Annotated in this window: 13 protein-coding genes; 2 read left to right on the top strand and 11 right to left on the bottom strand. The window is 37.6% G+C overall.

Annotated features, from left to right (window positions below; genetic code table 11):
* Nucleotides 1-116 precede the first annotated feature (116 nt).
* The 4 genes from BGO88_RS03765 to BGO88_RS03750 all read right to left on the bottom strand — a co-directional run bounded on the left by BGO88_RS03765 (nt 117) and on the right by BGO88_RS03750 (nt 4733).
* Nucleotides 117-1205, bottom strand: a complete 1089-nt coding sequence (locus tag BGO88_RS03765; protein WP_273238339.1) for an endonuclease — start codon at nt 1203-1205, stop codon at nt 117-119.
* Nucleotides 1206-1209: 4 nt separating this feature from the next.
* Nucleotides 1210-2433: an RsmB/NOP family class I SAM-dependent RNA methyltransferase gene (locus BGO88_RS03760; RefSeq protein ID WP_056070901.1), complete on the bottom strand. Its 1224-nt coding sequence runs from the start codon at nt 2431-2433 to the stop codon at nt 1210-1212.
* 115 nt (nt 2434-2548) lie between these two features.
* The gene (locus BGO88_RS03755; RefSeq protein ID WP_286706013.1) at nt 2549-3772 is read right to left on the bottom strand and encodes a hypothetical protein; all 1224 of its coding nucleotides are present in this window, start codon (nt 3770-3772) and stop codon (nt 2549-2551) included.
* Nucleotides 3773-3860: 88 nt separating this feature from the next.
* Nucleotides 3861-4733 carry a helix-turn-helix domain-containing protein gene (locus BGO88_RS03750; RefSeq protein ID WP_286706012.1) on the bottom strand — a complete coding sequence of 291 codons (873 nt, stop codon included), beginning with the start codon at nt 4731-4733 and terminating at the stop codon, nt 3861-3863.
* A 117-nt stretch (nt 4734-4850) separates the two neighbouring features.
* Between BGO88_RS03750 and BGO88_RS03745 the strand changes: the two genes are divergently transcribed.
* Nucleotides 4851-5210, top strand: coding sequence for a DUF983 domain-containing protein (locus tag BGO88_RS03745; RefSeq protein ID WP_286706011.1), 360 nt, complete (start codon nt 4851-4853; stop codon nt 5208-5210).
* Between the two features lie 224 nt (nt 5211-5434).
* On the opposite strand, the gene BGO88_RS03740 is transcribed toward BGO88_RS03745, so the two are convergent.
* From BGO88_RS03740 to BGO88_RS03730, 3 genes are read right to left on the bottom strand one after another with little or no spacing between them, the layout of a single operon-like run.
* Nucleotides 5435-6607, bottom strand: a complete 1173-nt coding sequence (locus BGO88_RS03740) for a PepSY-associated TM helix domain-containing protein (RefSeq protein WP_286706010.1) — start codon at nt 6605-6607, stop codon at nt 5435-5437.
* 3 nt (nt 6608-6610) lie between these two features.
* Complete coding sequence (locus BGO88_RS03735; RefSeq protein WP_286706009.1) at nt 6611-7711, bottom strand: PepSY-associated TM helix domain-containing protein; 1101 nt, start codon at nt 7709-7711, stop codon at nt 6611-6613.
* Nucleotides 7712-10132, bottom strand: a complete 2421-nt coding sequence (locus BGO88_RS03730; RefSeq protein ID WP_286706008.1) for a TonB-dependent receptor — start codon at nt 10130-10132, stop codon at nt 7712-7714.
* A gap of 364 nt (nt 10133-10496) precedes the next feature.
* Between BGO88_RS03730 and BGO88_RS03725 the strand changes: the two genes are divergently transcribed.
* Nucleotides 10497-11552 (top strand): WD40/YVTN/BNR-like repeat-containing protein, encoded by a 1056-nt coding sequence (locus BGO88_RS03725; protein ID WP_286706007.1) that lies wholly within the window; start codon nt 10497-10499, stop codon nt 11550-11552.
* 4 nt (nt 11553-11556) lie between these two features.
* Here the strand turns inward: BGO88_RS03725 and BGO88_RS03720 are convergent, their stop codons facing one another.
* From BGO88_RS03720 to BGO88_RS03705, 4 genes are all read right to left on the bottom strand, one after another.
* Complete coding sequence (locus tag BGO88_RS03720) at nt 11557-11988, bottom strand: hypothetical protein (RefSeq protein ID WP_056070920.1); 432 nt, start codon at nt 11986-11988, stop codon at nt 11557-11559.
* Nucleotides 11989-11990: 2 nt separating this feature from the next.
* Nucleotides 11991-12401 carry a hypothetical protein gene (locus BGO88_RS03715; protein ID WP_286706006.1) on the bottom strand — a complete coding sequence of 137 codons (411 nt, stop codon included), beginning with the start codon at nt 12399-12401 and terminating at the stop codon, nt 11991-11993.
* A gap of 30 nt (nt 12402-12431) precedes the next feature.
* On the bottom strand, nt 12432-12974 hold the full coding sequence (locus BGO88_RS03710; RefSeq protein ID WP_286706005.1) for an RNA polymerase sigma factor: 543 nt from the start codon (nt 12972-12974) through the stop codon (nt 12432-12434).
* 112 nt (nt 12975-13086) lie between these two features.
* Nucleotides 13087-14238 carry an SRPBCC family protein gene (locus tag BGO88_RS03705; protein WP_286706004.1) on the bottom strand — a complete coding sequence of 384 codons (1152 nt, stop codon included), beginning with the start codon at nt 14236-14238 and terminating at the stop codon, nt 13087-13089.
* Nucleotides 14239-14359: the final 121 nt, after the last annotated feature.

The raw sequence follows: 14359 nt of genomic DNA, 5'->3' as shown, positions 1-14359 counted from the left end.
GCAAATGTAATTGGTTTTACCAATAGGATTTTAAAATTTAACGTATTAAATGATGAAAAAATGCCTGATTTTTAAAAATCAGGCATTTTTTGTAAGAATTATATGTAAATGTAACGTTAATTCACTATTACTTTTTTGGTGGCTGACTGGCTGTCAGAAGTCAGTTTTAAGAAATAGAAACCGGATGGTAGATTTTCCAGAGTATAAGTCTTACCTTGTGATGCCGGATTCTTGATTTGTTGCATGATTTGCCCGTTGATGTTAATCAGCTGTATTTCATCCAACTGCAACTCTGTATCGATATTGATTTTGTGGTTGGTGGATGGGTTTGGATATACATTAACAGCGGCAAGCGATTCGTATACCGGAACAGCAAGCGGCGTACCCCAAACCATAGTTACATAAGCATTATTATCAATGTATGGGTTTCTGTTATTCTGACGGGCATAAATAGCATTGTTTCGTGCTATTTCTTTGGCACTTACAGGGTCTTGTTGGTTCCAGGTAAGCAGAATGTTTAAGAAAGTAGGAGAGAACGCTCTGTCGCTCGAACCATCAAACATAGCTTTAGAAGTCGATGAAGACGAAGTGTAAAAACCGGCAAGCAAATTTTCATAACGTGTAGCAAAGTAAAAAAGAAGCCTTGCAAAGTCACCTTTATATTCATCGATAGGTTCAAAAACAGTAGAAGAGTATCCTGCAGAATATCCTGAGTTAAGATTGTTTCCTAATTTAGAACCGTTTTGCGAAGTCCATGTAGCATTTTGCACCACGCCAAAAGGATAATCGTCTCTTCTGGCATTAACTACTTTGTCTGTAGGCAATACGAAGTGTGCATCAGAATACATTGGTGTGGCTCCGTTGCCAAAATAACTTTGTGGAACCGTGTGTTCACGGTTAAAGAAAACACATTCTGTTGCTGCATTGGTTCCGTTATCCTGATTACCGCCTTCTGCCACTGTACCAAAAGTAAAATCGCAATTGGAGTACATATCCCAAACTTTTCCATTGGCTTTTTTATCAGATGTCTGGTAAGTAGTATAAAGACCTGCATAACTTCGGTCATTATGATTTCTGATAATATTATAAAGCTGGGTTTTTAAAGTATATCCCGTACCTGTAGCAGAATTATAATAACCCGCAGGGGCCTGGGCATATCCTATTGTCGCAATAAGCAATAATAGGAAAGAGTAGTTTTTTTTCATTTGATTATTCTTTTTTGTCTTTTCGTTCAAATAACGCCATATAAAATCCATCAAATCCTGATTCTGAAGCCAGGATTTTAACATCTTTTACAAAGGTAAAGTTTTTTCCCGTCTCTGTTGTTAAGAAACGTTTAACTTGCTCCTGATTTTCAGAGGGTAAGATAGAGCAGGTAGCATATACCAATTTTCCTCCCGGCTTTACTATTTTGGAATAGTTCTCCAAAACTTCGGCCTGTACTTTTCGGATATTGTCGATGAATTCTGGTTGCAGTTTCCATTTGGCATCGGGATTTCTTTTGAGTACACCCAAACCACTACATGGGGCATCAATTAATACCCTGTCAGCCTTTTCATGTAATTTTTTAATAACTTTAGTGGTATCGATAATTCGGTATTCAATATTGAAAGCACCATTTCTTTTAGCTCTCAGCTTTAATTGCTTTAATTTGCTTTCATACAAATCCATTGCAATCAGCTGTCCTTTGTTTTCCATCAAAGATGCCAAATGAAGCGTTTTTCCACCGGCACCAGCACAGGTATCAACCACTCTCATTCCCGGTTTTACATCCAGGAACGGAGCAACTAATTGTGAACTGGCGTCCTGAACTTCGAAAAAACCTTCTTTAAAAGCGTCCGTTAAAAATACGTTGGCTCTTTCTTTAAGCACCAAAGCATCCGGTTGGTCTTTTAAAAATTCGGTTTCGATATCCTGGTCCATCAAAATGGCACGAAGTTTTTCTTTGGTAATCTTCAGGGTATTGACTCTTAAAATAACTTTAGCCGGTTGGTTTTGGGCAATGATTTCTTTTGACCAAAGTTCTTCACCCAATTCTTCTATACCTAATTCGTCCATCCAATCCGGTATGGATTCCTTATATTTTCTAATTTTTGAAAGTTCGGCAAAACGGCCTTTTATTTTTCTTTCTGGAGTTCCTTCCAATTGTCTCCAGTCCGGAATAGGGTAGCCTCTTAAAACAGCCCAAACAGCAAAAATTCTCCAAAGATTATCTCTGTCAAAAGGTTCTCTTACTTCTGCAATTTCCATGTAGAGTCTTTTCCAACGAACAATGTCGTAAATGGTTTCTGCTACAAATTTTCTGTCATTGCTTCCCCAACGCTTATCTTTCTTTAAAGCTCTTGCTACAACCTTATCGGCATATTCTCCTTCATTAAAAATAGCATGGAGCGAATCAATGGTCGTATAAACTAAATTTCTGTGTAATCTCATTTTATGTAATTGAGGGGCAAAGGTATCATATTTTTTGCTTGTTTGCCAACAGACATGACTACAATGAAAAAGGCGGTCTGAAAATGACCGCCTTTCTTAAAAATTATATTTTGTTTTAGCCTCTGGAACCGCCGCCTCTTGAGCCTGAATTGCCTCTTGAACCGCCACCGTCATTACCTCTTGACTGTTGTGGAGCACTTTGTCTTGGAGCGGAATTCCCTCTGCTGATGTTTGCGTTGGAAGGAGCACTGCTTCTTGTAGATGATTCAACTCTTGGAGTACTGGCTCTGTTAGGTGTTTCATAACTTCTTGTTGGCGTATTTCGTGTATTTTCTACTCTGGTAGGAGTCTCAATACGGCTGCTTGTAGTTCTTGTAGAATTTGCCCTAACCGTTGTTCCTTCAGAACGTGTTGTGTTTCTTGTGGAAGAAGTAAAGCTACGGTCTGGAGTTCTGGTTCCGGTTGTTCTGGTTTCAGTTATTGTAGGGTCAGAATTTCTATTTGCCGTTACTGAATTCCGTGTTCCTGTAGTTGTGCTTCGGGTTACATTTGAATTTCTGGAACCTGTTGTAGCAGATTGATTTCTTGTTGAACCGCCTCTTGTTTGAACCAATTCATATCGATTGCTGACGTTGTTGTTTCTTTGTGCAAATGACCTGTCAGGATGCTGTCTTTCGTATCCGTTTGAACGTCTTGTGTTATACATTGCCACAGCTCTTGAGCTTCTTCTCGTATTTACATAATAGTAGTTGTTATGCACATTGATATGATTGTGGACATGTCTGTGGTATCTGTAAATAGGATACGGATTCCAGGTATAGTAGTAAGATGGATAGTAACTCCAGTACCATGGAGAGTAATAAGGTCTGTAATAGTTAGTCCAGAAAACATTGAATATTACAGGTCTTGTTACATATATGGGTTCATAGATGTAGTTGGTACCATACATATAAACATCACCTACTACCTGAACCTGCACGTTGTTATTGCTGTCTCGCTCCACTTCAATTGTTGCAACGTCCTGATAGATATCACGTTCCAAAACAGATTGGATGATAATCAGGTGGGTATTGTTTTCTACAGTTTCGATAACCCGTAGATAGTCTACTTTATTATCACCATTCAGGTCAAGATTCGAAATCTGCGTTTTAGGGTCGTTTAACCTTCTTTCAAAGTCTGCCAAATCCTGTGAGTCTCCAAAGATGGAAGCTACGGCTCTAAGGTCGAGGTTGTCACTGATATCACTGCTGTTGGCTGTGACGGTCGTCCTGTCTTGTGCCTGGATTTGTGTCGCAAATAAAAATGCGAATAGGGCAGATGTTATAAATTTTGCTTTCATGATTTCTACTTATTTTAAGTGTTCTTGACTGATAATTTTTTCTTTACAAGCTATTATCCAATATCCGTGCCAAGATTTTACACTACGCTTAGTAGAGTTTAAGAAACCCAGTAGGAGTAAGGCCTGAACTCTTCTTAAATAATTTCGAAAAGTAAGCATAGTCATCATAACCTAAAGATTCGGCTATAGCCGAAAAATTATTTTTGGTATGTAAAAATCGTCTTTTTGCTTCCAGTATAATCCTGTCCGTGATGACCTCAGATGCTGTTTTTCCAATTATAGTTTTTGTAATCCGATTTAGATGTTTCGGACTGATGTTCATCCAGTCTGCATATTGTGAAGGTGATTTTTCTGAGATGTAATTCTTTTCAATCAGGTCTTCAAATTGCTGGAATTTCTCCGAATAAGCACCAGATTTTATGATTTTTGGAGCATTTTCTATCAGATATAACCGCGACAGTTCAATATAAATAATGTCGATATAGCTTATAATAAGCTGTTGCTGAAAATTTTTGGCACTTTCGTATTCATCCAAAAGTTTACGGAATAAGTGTTCTGTTTTTTTGCTGTTTTCACTGTCTAAAGCCAGAAAAGGCGTATTCTGGATGGAATAGAAAAAAGGAAACTGATGCAGTCTGTTGTGGGAATAATGCAAATCGTAAAAATTGGCCGTGTGTGAAAAAATATAACCGTCAATATCTTCAGAAAGTTCCCAGTGGTGCGTTTTTCCGGGAGCAAGAACAAATAGGCTTCCGGGTTTGATTTCATAAGAATTAAAATCAATTTCATGCCTTCCGGAACCTTTCGTAAATAGAATTGTCAGATAGGAATTGTGTTTGTGAGGACGGGTTATCTTGCTGTGATTCTCCGCTATATGTGGAGGAATCCTGTTGACATAAAAATCCTTTTGGCCCTCGCCAAATTTCAACTGACTGATGTCTAAAACGCTAATCATTTCCATAGCATAAAGGTAGGGGAAAAAAATTAAAATGTCCTAATAATACAAATTTTAGCGTAATTAGCCTATTTTTGGAGGGTGTTTTGTTTCGGAACTTTGTCCTAATAAAACAATAGAGTTATGTCATTCTTAAAAAATGTAATTCAGAATAAGTGTCCTCACTGTGGAAAAGGAAAAGTATTTAAAACAAACGGCAATCCATTTTTATTCCAGATGCCCGAAATGCACCCGGAATGTTCAGAATGCGGACATAAGTTTGTAAAAGAACCTGGTTTTTTCTTTGGGGCAATGTATGTGAGCTATGCGCTGGCTGTTGGAGAAATGGTAGCTACTTTTTTTATTTCCAGATTGTTTGTTACAAGTTTAGTACACAGCCTTTTGTTTATCGTTGCGGCAGCATTTCTGTTATGCACGATTAATTTCAGATATTCAAGGCTGTTATGGATTTATATGTTTGACAGCAAGGCTAAAGTCAATTAGTGTAGAATACCAGTAATTTGTAAGGGGTTTTCGCTACAGATTAAAATAATTTTCACAGATTGGATTAGCGGCTTTGCGAGAGAATAGTTGCTCGTAAAGCCGCAAAGTCGCAAAACACTATAGTTTACTAGAATCTTTTTGATGCAAAGTTTCTCATAATTTTTAGAATCATCCTAATCTGTGTAATCTGTGGCATTGAATACCAACAGATTTTAGAAATCACACTAATTAGCCCTCTTGGTTTTTTTCTTGAATTTTCTGCCATACCAGATTAAAAATCCTGTTACAGGTAACATGCCGCAGATAAAGCTTGCGATGAAAGCGATTATTTTTCCGGGAATTCCTAGAATAGCACCAACATGCAGGTCATAGTTGGCCGTAATTAATTTTTCTCCGAAATTTTTTTGGGAATGGTTTCTGTTCAATAGAATCTCTCCGGATTTTTGGTCAAAACGCATTTCATGTGAAACATAATAAGTGTTTTCGTTTTGCTGGACATAAACATCCATAGTTGCTAAAGAATCGGCAGGTTTTCTTAAGCTGAAAGCATCGGCATCGGGATAAGCCAGTTTTGTTTTTTCCAGAATGGCCTCCATTGCATTGGAAATTTTCGGAAGATTTTTATCCGCTTCTTTTGTTACGACTTCCGGCCGTTCAGTTGTGCCGGAACCGGCTACATAAACGGCAGCCTGGAACCATGAAAATGCCCATACCATTCCGGTAAAGGCTATGATCAATGCGATTGTAGCGATATAGAAACCGAAAATATTGTGGATGTCATAATTTTTTCTTCTCCAATTTGTGGTTTCTTTCCATTGGAATTTAAAACGCTGCTTGCGTGCGGCTTTGTTTTTGGGCCACCATAAAATAATTCCGGTAATGAGCATGATGACAAAAATGAATGTGGACCAGCCCACAATCTGTTGTCCAAGACCTACCTCCAGCAAAAGACTCCAATGGATAAATTTCACAATATTGAAAAAGTCCATTTCTTCATCGTAAACCGCCAGAATTTCTCCGGAATAGGGATTTACATAAACCGACTTATAATAGTCAATTGCTCCAAAATAGGTAATTGCATTTTCATTTTTCTTATAGCAGCCAAAAACCCATGTTTTTTCAGGATTGTTAGAAACCTTTACTCTGGAAATTTTAAGATTGTTTCCGATTTTTTTTTGTGTATCGTCCCAAAGCTTTGAAATGGGAATGGGCGCGGATTCCGTTTTGGAAACATACATAACGTCTTTGCGTAGTGCTTCCGTAATCTCGACGCTAAAAACATAAATACAGCCGGTAACGGAAAGCAACAGTACAACCGAGCCTGAAGCCATTCCAAGCCAAAGATGTATTTTTCCAATCCAATGCTTAAAGCCGTATTTGTTTTTCTTCTTTGCCACAGATTATTTTTTTGCCTTTTTGTTTCTTCTTCCCCAGAAAATTATAAATCCGGTAACTGGCAGGGCAGCCGCAAGCAAGCTGAGTATAAAAGCAATTATTTTTCCGGTCAGGCCAAAGTATTGCCCGGTATGTAATCCGTAATTCATTTCCTGTAACTGTGTTCCGGGACTTTTATTTTCGTATAAATCCGTATTCAGGAGTTCTCCGGTTTTTGGATGAAAATACAGATTGGACTGATGGTCAAAATCCAGAGCATCCGGATAAGAACCTGTTATGATTGCTGATTTTTCACCCTGATACCATACAAAAAACATTTCGTCGTTTGGTTTGGCTTTATAAGCTTGTGAAAGGGCAATATCCATTGGATTGGCTTTTGTATTTGGTACCAATGTAGAATCGATTGCCGGTGAAAAGTCATCATTTGGATATTCCTGTCCAAGGTTTCCAACAAAATACATCGTTTTATGCATCCACTCATAAGAAAATGTCAGTCCTGTCAGCGCAATTACCAATACGAATAGCGAGACGTAGAATCCGGTTACATTATGCCAGTCATAATTCACGCGTCGCCATTTGGCTTTCCATTTAATCCTGATTCTGTTTTTTAAGTCCTTACGTTTTTTGGGCCACCATAAAATAATTCCTGAAATAAGCATGATAATAAATACAATTGTCGCTATTCCAACAACATGCTTTCCAATTTCCGGCGGTAGCCAGAGATGCATATGGAGGTCTTCTATAATGGCAAAAAAATCATCTTCTATGCTTTCCTGTTTTAAAAAAGCACCGGAATAAGGATTAAAATATAAATTATAAGGTTTGTTGCCAATAGATGAATAAACAATGGCGGGTCTGTCTTTTCCGTAAAAAACAACCATGTCGGCTGTGGCTTCCGGAAACATTGTTTTGGCTTTCGACTGTAATTCTGAAGCTAAAATATAAGATTTGTCCTCAATGTTTACTTTTCTGTAATCTCTTGTCAGATCTTTGATTTCATCGTGAAAACAGAAAATAGAACCAGTGATACTCACTATAAACACAATAAGCCCGGAGGTGAGTCCGAGCCATTTGTGTAAGAATCTTATATTTTTTTTAAAACCCATTTAGAATTTATACGAAACGCTTCCCATGAAGGTTCTTGGAGCCTGTACGTTGATTGTAGTATAACCGTTAAAATACAATTCATCTGTCAGGTTGTTTATTTTTAGGGAAAGCCTGTATTTTGGCTGGTCATAATACAATGCTGCATTAATAACCGCGTAGGATGGCAAAGAGAATGTCTGTACGTCGGCACTATTTCCTGAACCCGTAGGATTTCTGTTATAAATAAACGTCTTATCCGCATAATTACCTCCAAAACCAAAGCCCAGACCTTTCATTTTGGTTGTCTGCAAACTGTAGCTAATCCAATAGTTAATCATGTTTTCCGGACCTGCAGTTTCTGGTCTAAGGCCGTTTACATTAGGAGCAGCATTGTTGATTTTGCTGTTGTTGAACGCATAGCCAATGATAAAGTTCAATCCCGGAATTGGGTTGGCAGTAATTTCTGCTTCAAAACCTTTGCTGGTCTGGTTACCGTCCTGAACGCTGGTATTGGCTAATTGTCCGGCTCTAAGAATGTCTTTAACTTCAATATTATAATAGCTGAAAGAAGCACTTAGCTTATTTTGGAACGTATTGATTTTTACTCCGGCTTCAAACTGGTTGGCCTGTTCCGGGTCAAAAGCTTTTAGTTGCGGAGTTCCGTTTACATCAGCCAATTGGTAACCAATGTTTTTAAAACTGTTCTGGTAGTTTCCGAAAACAGAAACCTGGTCTTTTACGATTTGATATACGGCACCAAATTTTGGAGACAGTGCATTTTGGGAGAAAGCACCGGATGTTGTATTGGCAGCCGGGTCAAAATTTCCATCGTTGTTATAATGGTCAAAACGTAAGGCTGCTGAAAGAATCAATCTGTCGGTAACATTAATTACATCAGAAATATAGGCACTGTATGTTGTTAGTGAGTTATGGGTCTTGTAATGCGTTCCCTGCGCAAACAAAGCTTCTGTGGCTTGTGGTGTGAAGTTGTAATAATTGTCGTTAGGTCCTGCATAATTTACCGTGTCAAAGTAAAAGAAGGTAGGAAGGTATCCATAACCTACTTTGCTTTCCATACGGTAGATGTCGCCACCAAGCAGGAATCTGTGTTTCATTCCAAAAAGGTCAAATTCTCCGTTGAAGTTCTGTTGGAATTCGATGATGTTGTCTCTACCATCAATATTCCATACGTTTCTTGACATTTCATTATTACCCAACAGGTAGAACCAGGTTTGTGGTCCTACAGACTGATTGGAACTGGTGCTGAATACAGACTGTGATTTCCAGTTGTCAGACATTTGGTAGTTAGCCTCAGCAAAAATATTGGCTGTTTTGGTATTCATCATAAATTCATCGCCTACAAATGAACGTTTCCAGTTCATTTTAATATCAGTGGCACTGTGAAGACCTAAACTGTTTGGAGTTTTGTCAAATGGAATGTAAATTAAAGGCATTGATGAAGCATCAACATTCGATAATTCTGCATCAATAGAGATGGAAAGTTTTTCATTGACCTGGTAAGAGAATGATGGCGCAAAAAAGTAGCTTCTTGTATGGCCATAATCCTGAAAAGTATTGGCATTATTATAAGCTGCATTTACTCTTAGCAAAGCAGTATTGTCATCATTGATTGGTGTATTGACATCCGCAGTAATCCGGTTTAATCCAAAACTTCCTGCCTGGTATGAAATCTCACCGCCAAAGTTGTCATAAGGTTTTTTAGTGACACGGTTAATCAAACCTCCGTAAGAAGTAAGTAAACTACCAAAAAGAGTGGCAGACGGCCCTTTGATACTTTCCAATCTTTCCAGGTTTGAAGCATCGACGTTATTTGTGATTTTTCCGGCAATACCATTTCTTAATAAACTTTGGGTAATGAATCCGCGGGATGAAAAGTAAGAACCTCCATCGCCAACACGGCCGGTTGAAGCCCATAATTGGTATAATCCCGGAATGTTTTTTAGAGCTTCATCCTGATTAACCACCAGCTGGTCTTTCATCAGCTCTTTGGTAACCACACTATACACTTGTGCGTTTTCCAGATTTTTGATTGGCATTTTGGAGACATAATTGCTTTCTGCTTTGGTATATCTGTTAATGTTGCCGGTAATTACCACTTCTGCCAATGTTTCATTCTTGCTGTTCAGTGAAATGTTTTCTAAAGTTGTGGTTGCATTTTCTGTGATAGTGAAAGCTACTTCTTTAGAGGTATATCCAACAAAGGCAATTTTTAAGGTATAATCGCCTGGCTTTATGTTCTGTATTTCGAACTTACCATCAGTACCGGTCTGGGTTCCGAATCTTGTGCCATTTACAGTAACTGTTACAGATTCAAGTGGGGTATTGTCTGTAGAAACAACCCGTCCATTTAATGTTCCGTTTTGCGCAAAGGTTATGGCGCTAAATAAAACAATGGTGAGCGTTATTATAAGCTTATTCATTGTAGTGAGATTTGTTTGAGTTTAAAATTTGGTGCAAAAGTAATTCTCAAAAAACAAGCAAACAAGATTTATTTAGAACAATTAAAAATAAATTTGAAGTTTTATAGTTTATCTAAAATATAAAGAGTATAATTGTGTTACTATTTTTTTTATTCTTTATATGATGCGATTTTTTCAACAATTGTTTTTCTTTCGTGAATAATTGATTTTTACTGTTTTTTATTCTAAAATTTTACAGCATTCTTTCGTTTTGTGTTATAAATGCATTTCAACGAATTTTTTTGCTTTTTGCTGATTGTAAGTGATGATTTTGAGTTTGTTATGAGTTCTTTCGTTTCTTTGCAGCCTATAACCAAAAACAACCATGAAAAAAGTACTGTGTATTTTTTTACTATCCGTTGCATTTACCCAATGCAAGCATGAAATAAAACCTGAAAAAAACCATTATTTTTCAGATGTTATTATTGATACGCTTTGGCAGGATAATTTTAGTATCAGGGCAATTCTGATAGAAAATGATAAGCTATGGTATGCTGCCGATAAGGGAAAATATGGCTACTACGATTTAACTTCTAAAGAGAAATTTCAAAAAACGATTTCAAAAGATACGGTCAATCCTGAGTTTAGAAGTATTGCAAAAAACAGCAGTGCTATTTTTGTGATGAGCGTTGGCACTCCCGGATTGCTTTACAAAATAGCGAAAGATGGCTCAGAAACGAAGCTGGTTTATAAAGACGACAACGAAAAAGCCTTTTATGATTCGATGCAATTTTGGAATGATAAAGAAGGTATAGCCGTGGGCGACCCTATTGGTGACTGCTTTTCTGTGATTATTACTAGAGATTCCGGAAATACATGGCAGAAAATACCTTGTGAGAAACTTCCAAAAATAACCGAAGGGGAAGCTGCTTTCGCAGCCAGCAATACAAACCTTATTGTGAGAAATAATGCGGCATGGATTGTTTCAGGAGGAAAGCGAGCCAGAATTTTTTATACTTCAGATAAAGGAAATTCATGGGAAGTTTCAACTACCCCAATTGTTCAGGGTGAAGCAATGACAGGCATTTTTTCAGCCGATTTCTATGATGAAAATATCGGATTTATTGTGGGTGGGAATTATGAAAAGCCCGAACTGAACTCAAAAAATAAAGCGTTGACCATAAATGGCGGTAAAACCTGGACATTGATAGGAGATAATACAGGGTTTGGTTATGCTTCCTGTGTGCAGTTTGTTCCCGAGTCGGGAGGGAAACAGCTGGTGACGGTTGGTTTTTCCGGATTGCAATATTCTTCAGACAATGGCGCAACCTGGAAGCAATTTTCTAAAGATAAAGATTTATATACGATTCGTTTTATAGACAATAACATGGCAATCGCTGCCGGAAAGAATAAGATTGTCAGGATAAAATTCAAAAAATAAGGTCCTATTTTCTAGGACCTTTGTCTTTGTACTGACGTAATAATTTTCGGTTGAAATCATCTTCCGCCTTTTTCAGTTTTAAGATTTTTACTGGCGAGAGTATTGTTTTCAGGCTGCTGACCAATTTTCTTCTGTTTTGAAACAATTCGTTTTCATAATCTTCCATCTGGTTGATAAGAGCCAAAGCCTCCTTGTCTGTCATCGCATCCATCGCATCCAGTTTTTTTCCTAAGGCACGCATTTTCTGATGTTTTAATTCGAATTGCTTCTCATCAAATGCATTATAGACAGGCCAGAATTTTGCAGCTTCATCAGAAGTAAGCGAAAGTTCAGTAGTAATAAAAGCCGTTTTTAAGGACTTGATTTGTTCTCTTTTATCGTCCTGGGCAGAAGCAGTTAATCCAAAAACGAGCAAAATAAGAAATAGATTTTTCATAATTATTCTGTTAAGTAGTTTTCTAAATTAGTATTGTCAGACAGGGCACTTTCTACAACGGCATCATCAATTTTAAGGTCAGATTCCAATGCTTCGATATCTTCCTTGTCCAGAAGATTAATCAGGTCGTATTGGCTTATAGTAGATTGGTAGGCCAGGTAATTTTCTAAACTTTCACCATCGATAGCAGCATTGTTGGCAGGTTTGTTTAGAAAAGGAATTGCAAATCCAATTATAAGCACAGCCGCTGCAGCCATAAACCAGTTTTTCCTTCTCTGGAAAATTGAGCTTACCGGTTTTTCATTGGAGTCAATCCTGGCTAGCATCTGTTCCGAAAAGTTTTCAAAATAGTTATCAGGAGTTTTGAATCCCGGCTTTATTTTTGGTCCGTTTTCTAAATTAAATGAGTTCATATTCTTTTGACTTTATAAATCTGAAAAGGTTTAATGTTTGAGCATATATTCTTCTACTTTCTTTACCGCATGATGGTATGAGGCTTTTAAGGCACCTACAGAAGTATCCAGGATTTCAGATAATTCTTCATATTTTAATTCTTCAAAATAGCGCATCTTAAAAACCAACTGCTGCTTTTCAGGAAGTGTTGCTATGGCTTTCTGTAACTTTAGCTGTATTTCATCGCCTTCGAAATAATCATCGGCTTTCAGGCTTTCAATTTGTTTTTGCTGGAAATTTTCACTGGTCATGCCATTCCGCTTGGCTTTTGCGTTCAGAAACGTTATGGCTTCATTGGTGGCAATCCGGTACAGCCAGGAAAATAATTTACTTTCGCCTTTAAAGTTTTTCAAATGTTGGAATACTTTTAAGAATGTATTTTGCAATACGTCGTCAGCGTCATCATGGTTTAGGACAATATTACGGATATGGCTGTATAAAGGTTTCTGATAGGAAGACAGCAATGTCTGAAACGCTTTATTCTGCGTTTTAGGGTCCAATAATTCTTTTATGAAAGCCTGTTCGTCCAGCAAAAGCAATTTCTTTTTTAAGTAAGACTAAAGATAACGGAAAAGGTTTAATACTGAATTAAACTATCCAATAAAAAAGCCGGACAATTGTCCGGCTTTTGGTATCTATTGGTTTTTATTCTATGACCTGATTTTCTTTAACAACCGGTGGTTTGGCTGGAGTTACAGTTTTTGTAGTGCTGTTGGCTGGTGTGGTTGTTTTTGCAGAAGTTCCGCTAACGGCAGAAGGTGTAACTGCTTCCGTTGGGGCAGATTGTCCAACCGGAACATAAATTTCTGTTATCCATTTCGAAGGATTCTTTACCTGTGCGGCAGAAGTTACATAAACCTCAATATAGCTTCCTGATTTATTTTCAGTCAGGTTGTTCTTTTTGATATGGGCCAGAGCTTTATCCCAGGCTTCTTTTCCGTGCGAATAGTCTCCTTTTAAGGTTGTTTTCAAAGCCTGGAAGGGTTCTAACTTACCGCTTGTATAATCGCTTCCTTCTGCCGTAAAAATCTCTTCGCGCATTGGAAGACATACGGAAAAACTTGCCTTATTGTTTGGAACGTCGTAGGTATTGTAAAGAATAAAAGGACTACCTGTTAGCGCAATATTATTATCTTTAAAAAAGCGAAGCATGCTCGGCAATATGATTCCAACATTTTTTTGGACTTCTGAAATTTTGCAGGTCACTTTTTGCTGGAAATAATAACCTCCTGATTTCTGTACAACACCATCCACCTGTATTGAGTAGGTGTTGATTTCATAAGAAATGACCTTATCCAGCTTGGCAAGAGTACGTTCCTGCATATCGCCTACCATCTTTTTTGCACCACCTTTAAATATTGCATAGGCTTTATCCATGAAACTCAACTTACCTTGAGAGTGCCATGTGACTTTCGTACCGCCAACGGTGTCTTTAAATGTAAGATAGGCTTTGCCTTCGTTACCTGAAAAAGTGGTTTTTTGTGCAATACTATCGTTTTCTTTTTCAAATACTGTTTCGGTTTTTCCTTCACCGGAACTGCCTTTCCATGTATAAAAAGCACCTTTCCCTATAGTTGTGTCAGAATAAGTAAACTGCATGTTAGGGTCATCATCTTTCCAGGAACCAAAATCTTCCCAGTTTTTATAATCGTTGACATAACTGAAGACAACAGATTTCTGCGCCTTGATTATTCTGCTTTGTTCCGATTCATATTCACCGGGCTGGGTTGCTATATAAACAGTCAATCCGATAACAGCAAGAAGAATAAGGAGCAATATGTATTTCAGTATTTTCATAAGGTTTTTTATTAGGCACTTTTCGCAATACAAAAGTAAGAAAAATAGTTTGATATCGATTGGTAGAATATCTCGCTTCAGTTCCGTTAGGAAATCATTATATTTGTTTTTTAGTAACTAA

This window comes from Flavobacterium sp. 38-13 (assembly GCF_001899155.1).
In the GTDB taxonomy this organism is placed as follows: Bacteria; Bacteroidota; Bacteroidia; order Flavobacteriales; family Flavobacteriaceae; genus Flavobacterium; species Flavobacterium lindanitolerans.
Note: the sequence above shows the minus strand (reverse complement) of the source record. Positions and strands in the feature narration are given on the sequence as shown.

What these genes read in the sequence shown, in the direction of transcription:
- BGO88_RS03725 (WP_286706007.1), top strand. Translation starts at nt 10,497, where the DNA reads ATGAAAAAAGTACTGTGTATTTTTTTACTATCCGTTGCATTTACCCAA.
- BGO88_RS03765 (WP_273238339.1), bottom strand. Translation starts at nt 1,205, where the DNA reads ATGAAAAAAAACTACTCTTTCCTATTATTGCTTATTGCGACAATAGGA.
- BGO88_RS03730 (WP_286706008.1), bottom strand. Translation starts at nt 10,132, where the DNA reads ATGAATAAGCTTATAATAACGCTCACCATTGTTTTATTTAGCGCCATA.
- BGO88_RS03750 (WP_286706012.1), bottom strand. Translation starts at nt 4,733, where the DNA reads ATGGAAATGATTAGCGTTTTAGACATCAGTCAGTTGAAATTTGGCGAG.
- BGO88_RS03735 (WP_286706009.1), bottom strand. Translation starts at nt 7,711, where the DNA reads ATGGGTTTTAAAAAAAATATAAGATTCTTACACAAATGGCTCGGACTC.
- BGO88_RS03745 (WP_286706011.1), top strand. Translation starts at nt 4,851, where the DNA reads ATGTCATTCTTAAAAAATGTAATTCAGAATAAGTGTCCTCACTGTGGA.
- BGO88_RS03760 (WP_056070901.1), bottom strand. Translation starts at nt 2,433, where the DNA reads ATGAGATTACACAGAAATTTAGTTTATACGACCATTGATTCGCTCCAT.
- BGO88_RS03720 (WP_056070920.1), bottom strand. Translation starts at nt 11,988, where the DNA reads ATGAAAAATCTATTTCTTATTTTGCTCGTTTTTGGATTAACTGCTTCT.
- BGO88_RS03755 (WP_286706013.1), bottom strand. Translation starts at nt 3,772, where the DNA reads ATGAAAGCAAAATTTATAACATCTGCCCTATTCGCATTTTTATTTGCG.
- BGO88_RS03705 (WP_286706004.1), bottom strand. Translation starts at nt 14,238, where the DNA reads ATGAAAATACTGAAATACATATTGCTCCTTATTCTTCTTGCTGTTATC.
- BGO88_RS03715 (WP_286706006.1), bottom strand. Translation starts at nt 12,401, where the DNA reads ATGAACTCATTTAATTTAGAAAACGGACCAAAAATAAAGCCGGGATTC.